The 12,647-nt window shown below is 72.4% G+C and carries 9 protein-coding genes and 1 riboswitch; of the genes, 4 read left to right on the top strand and 5 right to left on the bottom strand.

Features of this window, described 5'->3' with window-relative positions:
- Nucleotides 1-14: 14 nt before the first annotated feature.
- On the bottom strand, nt 15-1,496 hold the full coding sequence (locus JGS39_RS12385; protein ID WP_219568918.1) for an extracellular catalytic domain type 1 short-chain-length polyhydroxyalkanoate depolymerase: 1,482 nt from the start codon (nt 1,494-1,496) through the stop codon (nt 15-17).
- Nucleotides 1,497-1,753: 257 nt separating this feature from the next.
- Between JGS39_RS12385 and JGS39_RS12380 the strand changes: the two genes are divergently transcribed.
- Nucleotides 1,754-2,572 carry a 3-hydroxybutyrate dehydrogenase gene (locus tag JGS39_RS12380; protein ID WP_219568917.1) on the top strand — a complete coding sequence of 273 codons (819 nt, stop codon included), beginning with the start codon at nt 1,754-1,756 and terminating at the stop codon, nt 2,570-2,572.
- Nucleotides 2,573-2,608: 36 nt separating this feature from the next.
- Nucleotides 2,609-4,588 carry a helix-turn-helix domain-containing protein gene (locus JGS39_RS12375; protein ID WP_219568916.1) on the top strand — a complete coding sequence of 660 codons (1,980 nt, stop codon included), beginning with the start codon at nt 2,609-2,611 and terminating at the stop codon, nt 4,586-4,588.
- A 97-nt stretch (nt 4,589-4,685) separates the two neighbouring features.
- Here JGS39_RS12375 and JGS39_RS12370 read toward each other — a convergent pair whose 3' ends face one another.
- On the bottom strand, nt 4,686-4,919 hold the full coding sequence (locus JGS39_RS12370; RefSeq protein WP_148017508.1) for a ferredoxin: 234 nt from the start codon (nt 4,917-4,919) through the stop codon (nt 4,686-4,688).
- Nucleotides 4,919-6,382, bottom strand: coding sequence for an aldehyde dehydrogenase (locus tag JGS39_RS12365; RefSeq protein WP_219568915.1), 1,464 nt, complete (start codon nt 6,380-6,382; stop codon nt 4,919-4,921). The genes JGS39_RS12370 and JGS39_RS12365 overlap by 1 nt, the downstream gene beginning before the upstream one ends.
- Nucleotides 6,383-6,648: 266 nt before the next feature.
- On the opposite strand from JGS39_RS12365, the gene JGS39_RS12360 reads away from it, so the two are divergent.
- Nucleotides 6,649-7,692: a Strvi_7410 family MBL fold metallo-hydrolase gene (locus tag JGS39_RS12360; RefSeq protein WP_219568914.1), complete on the top strand. Its 1,044-nt coding sequence runs from the start codon at nt 6,649-6,651 to the stop codon at nt 7,690-7,692.
- A 19-nt stretch (nt 7,693-7,711) separates the two neighbouring features.
- On the opposite strand, the gene JGS39_RS12355 is transcribed toward JGS39_RS12360, so the two are convergent.
- A complete protein-coding gene (locus JGS39_RS12355) occupies nt 7,712-9,220 on the bottom strand; it encodes a hypothetical protein (protein WP_219568913.1) in 1,509 nt (502 codons plus the stop codon).
- A gap of 290 nt (nt 9,221-9,510) precedes the next feature.
- Here JGS39_RS12355 and JGS39_RS12350 point away from each other — a divergent pair, with 290 nt between their 5' ends.
- Entirely contained in the window at nt 9,511-11,733 is a 2,223-nt protein-coding gene (locus JGS39_RS12350; protein WP_219568912.1) for a bifunctional glycosyltransferase/CDP-glycerol:glycerophosphate glycerophosphotransferase, read from the top strand.
- Nucleotides 11,734-11,747: 14 nt separating this feature from the next.
- On the opposite strand, the gene JGS39_RS12345 is transcribed toward JGS39_RS12350, so the two are convergent.
- Nucleotides 11,748-12,389 (bottom strand): LysE family translocator, encoded by a 642-nt coding sequence (locus JGS39_RS12345; RefSeq protein WP_219568911.1) that lies wholly within the window; start codon nt 12,387-12,389, stop codon nt 11,748-11,750.
- A gap of 133 nt (nt 12,390-12,522) precedes the next feature.
- A riboswitch (cobalamin riboswitch) is annotated at nt 12,523-12,644 on the top strand.
- Nucleotides 12,645-12,647 lie beyond the last annotated feature (3 nt).

Here is a 12,647-nt window from a genome sequence, read left to right as displayed (position 1 = left end):
CCACCCCTTCCCCGTCAGCCGGTGGTGCAGCCGCTGTCGGCGATCACGAAGTACCCCGCAGGGGACTCCTTCAGGGTGTGGGTGACGAACACGTTGTAGAGGCCCATGTTCTGGTCCGAGCCGTTGGCGTACACGTACCCGCCGGACGTGTGCGCCCTGCCTGCCGCCACATGCGCGTAGTTGGTGGCCGAGTAGCACGTGGCGGGCGTGCTGCCGCCGGTGGTGGTCGCCGTCACCTGGGCCGAGGCGGTGCCTGCCGTGCCCTCGGCGTCGATCGCCGTCACGGTGTAGCGGTAGGCGGTCCCGGCGGTGAGGCCGGTGTCCGTGTACGTGGTGGCGGTGGGCGAGGCGATCTTCGTGCCGTTGCGGTGGACGGCGTACGAGGCGGCACCCTCGACCGCCTTCCAGGACAGGGCGGCGGTGGTGTCCGTGGTGCCGGTGACGCTCACGCCCGCGGGCGCCGGCAGCTGGTCGCCGCCCCCGCCGGGGGTACCGCCGTCCAGGCCCCAGAAGACGCCCGTGTAGTACGCCGAGCAGATCGTGTTCAGGAAGTACGCGGCCGTCGTCCCGCAGTTCTGGGCGCCCGAGCCGGGGCTGACGGGCAGGCCGTGGCCCATGCCGGAGAGGGAGTACGTCTCCACGGCCGGGTTCCCGGAGGCGTCGTCGTAGACGCTGCGGGTGGTGTTCCCGGGCAGGGTGTCGGTGGACGACGGGGTCTGGCCGATGCCCCAGACGTTTGTCCACTGGTCGCGCAGGGCCGTGGCGTTCGCCGGGTAGACCGTGTAGTCCGAGGTGCCCTGCCAGATGGCCACGCGGGGCCAGGGGCCTCTGTAGCCCGGATAGGCGCCGCGCACCTTGTCGCCCCACTGGGCGGGGGTGAGCTTCTGCGGGCCCGTCTGGCAGCCGGACGCGGCCGCCTGGCTCGTCGCGCACTGGGCGGGCAGCCCCGAGGCCACGGAGCCGCCCGCGAACACGTCCGGGTAGGCGGCCAGCAGGTCCGCGGTCATGCCGCCGCCCGCCGAGAGGCCGGTGACGTACACCCGCCTGCCGTCCGAGCCGTAGGTCTGCTTCGCGTACTCGACCATCTGCACGACGGACGCGGCCTCGCCCCTGCCCCGGGTGTCATCGGCCGGGTCGAACCAGTTGAAGCAGGACAACGAGTTGTTCGCGGACGTGGTCTGCGGGAAGACCACGGAGAAGCCCCACGCGTCGGCGAACTTCGGCCAGCCGGAGTTCGTGTAGTACGCGGAGGCCGTCTGCGTACAGCCGTGCAGGGCGACGACCAGGGGCGCGCCGGCCGGGAGCCCGGCGGGTGTGTAGGCGTACATCTGCAGGTTGCCGGGGTTGGAGCCGAAGCCGGTGACCTGCTGGAGGCCGCCGGCCGCGGCTGCGGCCGGTGTCGCGGCGGCGGTGGTGCCCAGTGTCGCCGCGAGCAGGCCGAGGACGGCCGTGGACGCGACGCGGCGGAGCAGGCGTCTCAGGATCGATGGGCGCACGGGTGCCTCCCTGGTCGGTGCGTGCGGGGGATCGGGTTGCTGCCGGAACCTATGAGCAGGGGGCATCCGCGCCCATGTGCCGGGCGGACACCGGCGCGTGCCGGGTGTGTGCGACCGGGCCCTTGTGCGGTCCGGGGCCACGCGGCAGGGCGTCCCCGCGCCGTGAGGCACCACGTACGCCGCCACCATGCCGGGGCGGGAGGGTGTGTGCACCGGCGCCATGTGACACGGGCCGCCGCGTACCTACGGTGACGGCCATGGAGACTTCCCGCAGACCGGATCACGAGCCCGCCGCCCCTTCCCTCGGCGGATCACCGCAGGTACCCGCAGAACCGCTGCTGGCCGGGCGCACCGCGCTGGTCACCGGTGCGGCGAGCGGGATCGGGCGGGCCTGTGCGCAGGCGCTGGCCTCTGCGGGAGCGCATGTGCATGTGGTGGACCGGTCCGGCGAGGCGGCGAAGAGCCTGGCTGAGGAGATCGGCGGGACGGCCTGGGTGGTGGACCTGTCCGACCCCGCGGTCGTCGACACGCTGCCGGCCGATGCGGACGTCGTGGTCAACAACGCGGGGATCCAGCACGTCGCGCCCGTCCACGAGTTCCCGCCGGACCGCTTCGCGCTGATCCAGCGCGTGATGGTGGAGACCCCGTTCCGCATCTTGCGCCGGACCCTTCCGGGCATGTACGAACGCGGCTGGGGGCGCGTGGTCAACATCTCGTCGGTGCACGGGCTGCGCGCGAGTCCCTACAAGTCGGCCTATGTGACGGCCAAGCACGCGTTGGAGGGGCTGAGCAAGGTGGTCGCGCTCGAAGCGGCGGAGTACGGGGTGACGAGCAACTGCGTCAGCCCCGGCTACGTCCGCACTCCCCTGGTCGAGAACCAGATCGCCGACCAGGCACGGACGCACGGCATCTCGGAGGCGGACGTGGTGGGGCGGGTGATGCTGGAGCGCAGCGCGATCAAGCGGCTGATCGAGCCGGCGGACGTCGCCGAGGCGGTCCTGTGGCTGTGCGGGCCGCGCACCGGCCACATCACGGGCACCTCGCTCTCCATGGACGGCGGCTGGACCGCCAACTGACCGGCCCCGGACCACCCCCTACGAACGCTGGACGCCATGCCTGAACCGCTCCCCTCCGCCGCGCCCCACCTCCGGCGCCTGTTCGACCTGCTGGCCGACGACGCGCCCGCCGAGGCGCTGGGGGCGGTCTCCTCGCAGGCGCGGGGGGACGGTGTGCCCGCCGAGGAGCTCGCCGAGGTGGAGCGGGCCACGGCCACCGCGCTGCGGATCCGGGGCGCCCTGCGGCAGCACCGGCGCCGCGAGCTCCAGCTCACCGCGCTGTTCGACACGGCGGGCGACCTGGCGGCCTCCCGCGATCTGGACGACGTGCTGAAGGCGATCGTGCGGCGGGCCAGGATGCTGCTGGGCACGGACACGGCCTATCTGACGCTGCCGGACGAGGAGGCGGGCGACACCTACATGCGGGTGACGGACGGGTCGGTCTCGGTGCTCTTCCAGCGGTTGCGCCTGGAGCTCGGCGAGGGACTGGGCGGCCTGGTGGCACAGACCGCGAGCCCGTACGCGACACCGGACTACCCCGCCGACGAACGCTTCCACCACACCCGCAACATCAACGCCGGCGTCCTGGACGAGGGCCTGGTCGCCATTCTGGGCGTGCCCCTGCTGCTCGGCTCCAGCCGGGGCGGTACGGGCAAGGTGATCGGTGTCCTGTTCGCGGCCGACCGGGCGCCGCGGGTCTTCAGCCCCGACGAGGTGGCGCTGCTGTGCTCGCTGGCCGCGCACGCCGCCATCGCCATCGACACGGCCCGCGCGCTCGCCGACACCACCGCGGCCCTGGCCGAGCTGGCGGAGGCGAACGCGGAACTGGCCGAGGCCAACGCCTCCGTACGGGCGCACTCGGCGGCCATGCAGCGGGCCGAGGAGTCGCACGACCGGCTGACGGACCTGGTCCTGCGGGGCAGGGACGTGAAGGACGTCGCGGCGGCCGTCGCCGGGCTGCTCGACTCACCGCTGACCATTCACGACCCGGGCGGGCGCCCGCTGGCCGCGGTGCGCCCGGACGGCAGCGGCTTCGCCGCCGACAGCATGGACGCCGGATGGCTGGCGGAGGCGGCCGAGGAGTCCCGTACGGGGGCGCGTGCCGTGCACCGCGACGGGCGGGTGGTCTGCGCGGTGCTCGCCGGGCAGGAGCTGCTGGCCGGGCTGGTGCTGCACCGCGGGCGGGCGCTGGACGACTCCGACCGCCGGCTGTTCGAACGCTCGGCGGTGGTCACGGGGCTGCTCCTGCTGCTGCGCCGCACGGTGGCCGAGACGGAGAACCGGATCCGCGGCGAGCTGATCGCCGACCTGCTGACGGACGCCGGCCGCGATCCGGCGGGGCTGGCCGAGCGCGGCCGCCGCCTGGGCATCGACCTGGACCGCCCGCATCTGCTGCTGGTCGCGGAGACCGGGGCGCGGGAGCGGCTGGCCCCGGCCGCCATGCGTTATCTGTTCGGCGGGGACATCCACGGCGTGAGCGCCGAACACGCGGGCACGGTCGTGCTGTTGATCGAGGGAGACGGCGCGGACGCGGGACGCGCGGCCCGCTCGGCGGCGGCCCAGCTGGGCCAGCTGGCGCAGTCCCCGGTCACCGTGGCCGCCGCCGGGCCGGCCGGGGGCCCCCGGGAGCTGGCGGCGGCGTACGGCGAGGCCGTGAGGTGTCTGCGGGCGATGCGGGTGCTGGGGCGTACGGGCGAGGGCGCGTGCGTGGAGGAACTCGGCTTCCTGGGCGTGGTCCTGGGCAACGCCCAGGACGTGGACGGCTTCGTGTCGGCGGCCCTGGGGCCGCTGCTGGAGTACGACGCGCAGCGCGGCACTCATCTGGTGCGGACGCTGGGCGCGTACTTCGCCGCGGGTGGCAGCCTGATCCGGGCCAAGGACGAGTTGCACGTGCACGTGAACACGGTGGTGCAGCGCCTCGACCGGATCCAGGTGCTGCTGGGCCGGGACTGGAACGAGCCGGACCGGGCGCTGGAACTGCAACTGGCGCTGCGGCTGCACCTGTTGTCGGGCGCACGGCCCACCGGCACCCGCTGAAGGCCGTCCGCGCTCGCACCGGTCCGATTCGCTGGTGGCCCCGCCCGCCCGAGGGGGCGCGGGTCCATAGCGCCGCACCCCCGGCCCCGCAGGCCCCTCAGTCCTCCGGCGGGAACACCACCTCTCCCGAGTCGGCCAGCGCGACCGTGATGGCCTCGACCGGGCAGCCCTCGGCGGCGGCGAGGATCCGCTCGTTGGCGTCGGTCTCGGGGTCGACGGGGTGGGACTGCCGGGCGGTGTCCAGCCGGAACCCGTCCGGCGCGTGGTTCACGCACATCCCCGACCCGATGCAGACGCCCCGGTCGACCTCGACGCTCCACCGGTCCCCCATCAGGCCTCGCTCCCGTAACCGGCGGGCAGGTGGATCATCTTGTGCTCGAAGTACTCCCCGTAGCCCTCGGGTCCGAACTCCCGTCCCAGGCCGGAGTTCTTGTAGCCGCCGAACGGGCCGAGCATGTCGAGGCTGAAGGTGTTCACGCTGTACGTGCCGGTCCTGACCCGGCGGGCGATGTCGATGCCGCGCTCGGTGTCGGCGGTCCAGACGCTGCCGCTGAGACCGTACTCGGAGTCGTTGGCGATCTTCACGGCCTCGTCCTCGTCGCCGTACGGCAGCAGGCAGATGACCGGGCCGAAGATCTCCTCGCGGGCGACGCGCATGGAGTTGTCCACGTCTCCGAAGAGGGTCGGCTCCACGTACCAGCCGCGCTCCTGCGACGCCGGACGGCCGCCCCCGGTCAGGACCTTCGCGCCCTCCTCCTGCCCGATCCGGATGTATTCGAGGGAGCGCTGCTGCTGGCGCTGCGCGACGAGCGGGCCCAGTTCGGTGGCGGGGTCGAGGGGGTCGCCGATCTTCAGCGCTCCGGCGGCGGCGGCGAAGGCCTCGGCGGTCTCCTCGTAGCGGGAACGCGGCACGAGGATCCGGGTCTGGGCCACGCAGGCCTGGCCGTTGATCATCCAGGCGAAGGGCACGATGCCGGCGACGGCCGCGTCCAGGTCCGCGTCGGGAAGGATCAGGGCGGCGGACTTCCCGCCGAGCTCCAGGGTGACGCGGGTGAGGTTGCGCGAGGCGACCTCCATGACGCGCCGGCCGGCGGCGACGGACCCGGTGAAGGAGACCTTGTCCACGCCCGGGTGCCCGACGAGGTACTCGCTCACCTCGCGGTCGGCGGGCAGGATCGACAGCACGCCCTCGGGCAGCCCGGCCTCGGTGACGATCTCGGCCAGGATGTAGGCGTCGAGGGGTGATTCGGGCGAGACCTTGAGGACGGCCGAGCATCCGGCGAGCAGCGCGGGCGCGAGCTTGGCGGCGGCGGTGAACTGGGGCACGTTCCACGGCACGACGGCCGCGACGACCCCGACCGGCTCCCGCCGTACGAGCAGCGGTCCGAGCGCCCCGTCCCGGCGTTCCTCGTACGGGAAGGTGCGGGCGACGGTGATCGCCGCGTCCCACACCATCATCGCGGCGAGGGCCTGCACCATGACGCTGGAGGTGTACGGGGTGCCGTTCTCCGAGCTGATGACCCGGGCGATCTCCTCGTACCGTACGGCGAACGCGTCCTTGATCCGCGTGACGACGGCGATGCGCTCGTCCAGCGGCATCCGCGGCCAGGGCCCGTGGTCGAACGCCTGCCGGGCGGCGGCGACGGCCCGGTCCACGTCCCCCTCGGCGGCATGCGGCACGCGGCCGATGACCTGCTCGGTGTGCGGGGAGATGACCTCGATGACATCCCGTCCGAGCGGATCCACCAACTCCCCGCCGATGAACAGTTTTCCGTGTTCGACAAGCTCGCTCATGGCTGCTGCCTCCCGCGACGCGGCACGTGACCCGACCGACTGAGCGATCCGGCATCCGACTGGCACCTGACTTTGTGTCAGAACTGATACCAGTTCCAGTTCCAGGAGTCCACGGCTGGGGCAGCACCCGCTGCGCGGGCCGGGCAGAGGAGGAGGGACAGATGGTCGACCGGGGCTACCACTGAAACAAGTTCTCGTTACAGTGGATCCGGCGCGCCGTGGCCGTACCCCGCACGCCGCCGAGACCGCGGAGAGATGGGGAGTTCATGACGCAGGTGATCAATCACGGTGGAGGCGTCCACAGCATCAAGGTCCCCATCCCGGACAACCCGCTGGGCCACACGCTGGTCCACCTGCTCGACACGGACCGCGGCCCGGTCCTGATCGACACCGGCTGGGACGACCCGGAGGCCTGGGACACCCTGACGGCGGGGCTCGCCACCGTGGGCGTGGGCATCGCCGACATCCACGGCGTGGTCATCACGCACCACCACCCCGACCACCACGGCCTCTCCGGCCAGGTCCGCGAGGCATCCGGGGCCTGGATCGCGATGCACGCCGCCGACACGGCGATCGTCCGCCGCACCCGGGAGTCGGAACCGGGCACCTGGCTGGCCTACCTGGCGGCGAAGCTGACGACGGTCGGCGCACCCGAGGACCACATCGCCCCGCTGCTGGCCGCCCGCGAGAAGGGCGGCCGCATGCGCACCCTGCCCGGGCTGCGGGCGGCGGTCCCGGACCGTGAGATCGTGCCGGGCGAACTCCTCGACCTGGCGGGCCGCACCCTGCGGGCGATCTGGACACCGGGCCACACCCCGGGCCACGTCTGCCTGCACCTGGAGGAGGACCACCCGGCCAGCCTCCCCGGCCATGGCCGCCTCTTCTCCGGCGACCACCTGCTCCCCGGCATCAGCCCGCACGTCGGCCTCTACGAGGACCCGGACGACGCCACGGCCGCCACGGACCCGCTGGGCGACTACCTCGACTCCCTGGAACGCATCGGCCGCCTGGGCGTGGCCGAGGTCCTCCCGGCCCACCAGTACGCGTTCGCGGACGCGGCGGGCCGCGTACAGGAACTCCTGGACCACCACGAGGAGCGTCTGACGGGCCTCCTCGCCCTGCTCGCCGAGCCGCTCACACCGTGGCAGCTGGCCGAGCGGATGGAGTGGAACCGGCCCTGGGAGCAGATCCCCTACGGATCGCGGAACATCGCCGTCTCGGAGGCCGAGTCGCACCTGCGCCGGCTGGTGAAGCTGGGCCGCGCCGAGGCGCTGGCGGGAAGCGATCCGGTGACGTACGTGGCGGTGTGAGGCGGCACAGCGGCCGGAGTCACCCGACGGCGCCGGCGTCCTCGCGCGGGCCCGCCGGGGCGGCTTGCGGGGACCGGCCGGCCGGAAGCACGGCGGGACGGGCGTCCGGATCACCGGCCGCCTCCCGGCGGCGTGCCGCGTACGCGGTCGCGAGGAGCACGAGCGCGACCGTCCCGGCGAGCGCGGGCCAGTACACGTAACGGTAGTTGGACTCGGGAGCCGTCGGCAGGTACGCGAGGACGTACAGGAGGGAACTGGCCCCGAGGAGCCGCAGCTCCCGGGCGTGGGGGCCGGCCCACCGGCGGCGCAGCACGAGCACCAGCGAGACGGCCAGCCAGAACCAGCCCTGGAAGAGCATCGGCAGGTCGCGGACGGCCCCCGTCACGTAGTTCCGCAGGGCGAATCGCAGCGTGTCGTTCAGCGGCTGCTCGCGCACGTCGGGGTGCAGTTCGGCGCCCGCGTTGACCCGGGTGCCGTCCCAGAAGGTCTGGTTGCTCTGGAAGAGCAGTTTGGCGAAGACCCGGGTCCGGTACTCCGCGTAGCCCTTCCAGTGCTTCGGCATCTGCTGCGTCCACATCCGGACGAGGACGTCGGCGCGCCGGTCCAGATACGTCACGTCGAAGGGCCGGCTCTGCGGGAAGCACTGCAGGTAGCCGTCGGAGGTGATGCCGCGCTTCTGGCAGGTGGTGGCGGCCGTGACGAGGCGGTCGCGCAGGTCCGCGTCCGCGCCGGCCCGTCCGGCGGCGGTGCGGACCTGGTCCGGGGTGAGGACGTGGATGAGGTCGTCCACCGGGATCACCGCGTACACGCGGGTGGTCAAAGGGTCGGTGGCCGCGTTCACGGCGATGCTGCCGGCCGTCACGACCGCGACGAAGACACCGGTGGCGGCCAGCCAGCGGCGCCGGCCCGGGGCCGGCCATGCCGCGAGGACCAGCAGCGCGAAGACGGGGATCGTGGCGGGGATACCGTTCTTGCGTACGAGGGCGGCGTACGTGAGGAACAGCAGGCCAAGCACCAGCAGGGCCCAGCGGGTCCTGACCCGGTCCCGGGGCAGCTCGCGCACGGTGAGCGCGATCGCGAAGACGGCCAGGAGCGCGTACGCCAGGTGCACGTCCTTCCACACCACGCCGGTGAGGTTCATGATGTGCGGCGCGAAGCCGACGGCCAGCACCGCGAGGGAGAGTCCGCGGCTGCCGGTCGACTTCCACACCAGCCGGGCGAGGACCCACAGCGTGCCCCAGAGCACGGCGGCCTGAAGGGCGGCCATGGCCGAGAAGTCGCCGGTGATCCCGATGAGGATCCGCCACGCGAGGGCCATGACCGGCGGATGCCAGTCGTTCACCGGCTCGTCGCCCAGCGCCTGCCACAGCTGGGTGTTGCTGTCCGCGCTGAGGTAGCCGGGGTGGAAGACGGTCGCCACGCCGTAGCCGCAGGCCGCCGCGACGGCCGCCAGGCACCAGGGCCAGAGCGTGCCGTCCCGCCAGGCTCCGCGCAGCACGACGTTCCACCGGCGATCAGTTCCGGACATGCGGGCGGGGCCCTCCCAGTCGGTGATGACGGGTCGCGTCGTCGCTCGGCTGCGAGCCGGAAGACACCAGCCAAAGGGACGGCACGGCGGGAATCTATAGGTACCGGACTCCCAGGACAAACCGGAATGATTAGTCACCCGCGCGCGGCACCGGCGCACCCGGAAGGCCACGGTCCGCTAGCCCCGGCCCACTCCGGGCGACGGGGAGAGCGCACGTACGGAGGCGTCGCCCGGGTCGGTAGTCTTCGTGTTCGACCCCGATAACCTGTATGTCATCTGGAGTTCCCCGCATGCCTCGTTTCAGTGTTGTGATCCCCGTGTTCAAGGTCCAGGGATACCTCCACGAGTGCCTGGACTCCGTCCTCGGGCAGTCGTTCCGGGACATCGAGGTGATCGCCGTCGACGACTGCTCACCGGACTCCTGCGGTGAGATCATCGACGAGTACGCCGCCCGCGACGCTCGCGTCCAGGCCGTGCACCTGCCCCAGAACGTGGGGCTGGGCCAGGCGCGCAACGCCGGACTCCAGCGCGCGACGGGCGACTACGTCCTCTTCCTCGACAGTGATGACAGTTACACCCCCGGCCTGCTGCAGGCGCTGGCCACCCGGCTCGACGCGGTCGGGGACCTGGACATCCTCGTCTTCGACCACATCCGCACCTTCTGGCACGGCAGGGGCGGCCCCAGCCAGTCCACGGAGCTGTTCGAGCGGGCGGGCACGGACGTCTTCCGCCTCCAGGACCGGCCCGAGTACGTCCACCTCTTCCTGGTGGCCTGGAACAAGGCGTTCCGCCGCGAGTTCTTCCTGGAGCAGGGCTTCCAGTACGCGCCCGGCCTGTACGAGGACGCGCCGGTCACCCAGATGGCGATGGTCACGGCCGAGCGCATCGGCTGCCTGAACAGGGTCGGCGTCGAATACCGCCAGCGCCGCCACGGCGCGATCACGAAGACGCCGGGCCGCAAGCACTTCGACATCTTCGAGCAGTACGAGGGCCTGTTCGCCTTCCTCGACGAGCGCCCCGAACTGGCCTGGTCCAAGCCGATGCTGTTCGAGCGTGCCATTCACCACATGCTGTTCTCGCTCAAGCGCTCCGAGCGCGTCAGGCCCGCCGACCGCAAGGACTACTTCGCCCGTACCGCGGACTTCTACGCCGCGCACATCCCCGCCGGCTTCACGCTGCCCGGCGGAACGATGGGGGTGCACATGCGCGCCCTGGCCAAGCGGTCCTTCCGCGCCTACCAGGCGACGGAGTTCGCCGCCCGGGTCAAGCGGGCCGGACCGAGGAAGGTCCTCGGGGCCACCAGCCGGGTCGGCAGGCACGCGACCACGAGGCTGTCCACGTTCCAGCGCCGGCGCCCGCTGGATCCGAACCTCGCCGTCTACACCTCGTACGAGAACCTGCTGCCGTCGTGCAACCCGGCCGCGGTCTTCGAGAAGGCCAAGGAGCTGGCACCGCACGTGCGCGGCGTCTGGGTGGTCCGCCAGGAACTCGCCGGCCAGGTGCCCGCCGGCATCGACCACGTCGTGCCCGGCTCGCGCCGCTACGCGGAGGTGACGGCTCGCGCCACCTACTTCGTGAGCAACGCCGCCTTCCCGGACGACATCGCCAAGCGCCCGGGGCAGGTCCATCTGCAGACGCACCACGGCACCCCGCTCAAGCGCATGGGCATGGACCAGCAGGCGTATCCCGCCGCCGCCCGGGGCATGGACTTCGGCCGTCTGCTGGAGCAGGTGAACCGCTGGGACCTCAGCGTCTCCTCCAACCGGCACTCCACGGAGCAGTGGGAGCGCGTGTACCCCGGCAGGTTCGAGCCGCTCGATGTGGGCTACCCGCGCAACGACCGCTTCTTCACCTCGACCGCCGAGGACGTCGCCGCCATCCGCGACCGGCTGGGCATCGCACCGGGCAGGACCGCGCTGCTGTACGCGCCGACCCACCGCGAACACCACAAGGAGTGGACCCCCACGTTCGACCTGGAGCGTGTGGCGAAGGCCCTGGGCGACGACTTCGTCCTGCTCGTCCGCACCCACCGCCTCGACCGGCCGAACCCGCAGCTGAGCGACCTCGCCGCGCAGGGCAGCGTCATCGATGTGTCCGGCCACCCGTCCGTCGAGGACCTCTGCCTGGCGGCGGACGCGCTCATCGCGGACTACTCGTCCCTGATCTTCGACTACGCCGGTCTCGACCGCCCCATCGTCATCGACGCCTCCGACTGGAAGGTCTACAACGCGGTCCGCGGTGTCACGTTCGACCTCGTCTCCGGCCGGCCGGGCGAGACCCCCGGAACCGTCACGACCACGGAGGACGAGCTCATCGACGCCTTCCGCAGCGGCCGTTGGTCCGGCGCGGAGGCCACCGCGCTGCGCGGCGCCTTCCGTGAGCGCTTCTGCCCGTACGACGACGGGCACGCCGCCGAGCGCGTCGTACGCCGCTTCTTCCTCGGCGAGGACCCCGCCCCGGCGATCGTCCCGCCGGCCCGGCGGACCCCGGCGCCCAAGCCGTCCCGGGGCTGATGCGCCGCGGGTGGTCAGTCCTTGCGTCCGGTGACGGCCACGGTGACGCCGAGGCCGATCATCGTGACGCCGCCGATTCCGCCGACGAGTGAGAGGCGCCGGGGCGAGCGGGCGAACCAGTCCCGGCCGGTTGCCGCGAGCAGGCCCCACAGGCTGTCCGAGGCCAGCGCGATGATGTTGAAGACCAGCCCGAGCACCAGCATCTGAACCGCGATGTGTCCCTGGGCGCGGTCGGCGAACTGCGGCAGCACGGCGGCGAAGAACACCATGGTCTTGGGGTTGGCCACACCGACTGCGAACCCCTCCCAGAACGTGCGCAGTCCGGCCTGCGCGGCCTTCTCCGCGCCGGTGAACGCGGCCCGCAGGGAGCCTCGTTGCCGCCACGCCTTGACGCCCAGATACACCAGGTAGGCGGCACCGGCCAGCTTCAGCACCGTGAAGACGAGGACGGAACGCTCCACGATCGACCCGACTCCGAGGGCCACGGCCACGACGAGCAGGAAGGCTCCCACCGTGTTGCCGGCGACCGTCGTCATCGCCGCGCGCCGGCCCTGCGCCAGGGCCCGCCCGATCACGAACAGGACGCTGGGCCCCGGAATCACGATCAGCAGGAACGACATCGCCGCGAAGGCGAGCAAGCGGTCGGAGGACACCATGGGCTCATGCAAGCACGGCCCCGGCCGGTCCTCATCCCCTTTGCCGCGCCCGGATGCGACTGCCGGGATGCCGGCACCGTGGCCTGCCGGTCCTCCAGGGCGGCCGCCCACGCCGAGGGGGCCCGGGACCCGCCCGGTAGAGTGGGCTGGTCGTCATCATGTCCGTTCAGGGGGAAGCCGGTGCGAATCCGGCGCTGACCCGCAGCCGTAACCGCCCGCGAGGGCGGGAGTCGGAATGCCCTGTCCGTGTCGTGACCG

The sequence above is a fragment of the Streptomyces poriferorum genome (genome assembly GCF_019399235.1).
Lineage (GTDB): Bacteria > Actinomycetota > Actinomycetes > Streptomycetales > Streptomycetaceae > Streptomyces > Streptomyces poriferorum.
This window is presented reverse-complemented; position numbering and strand designations above follow the sequence as displayed.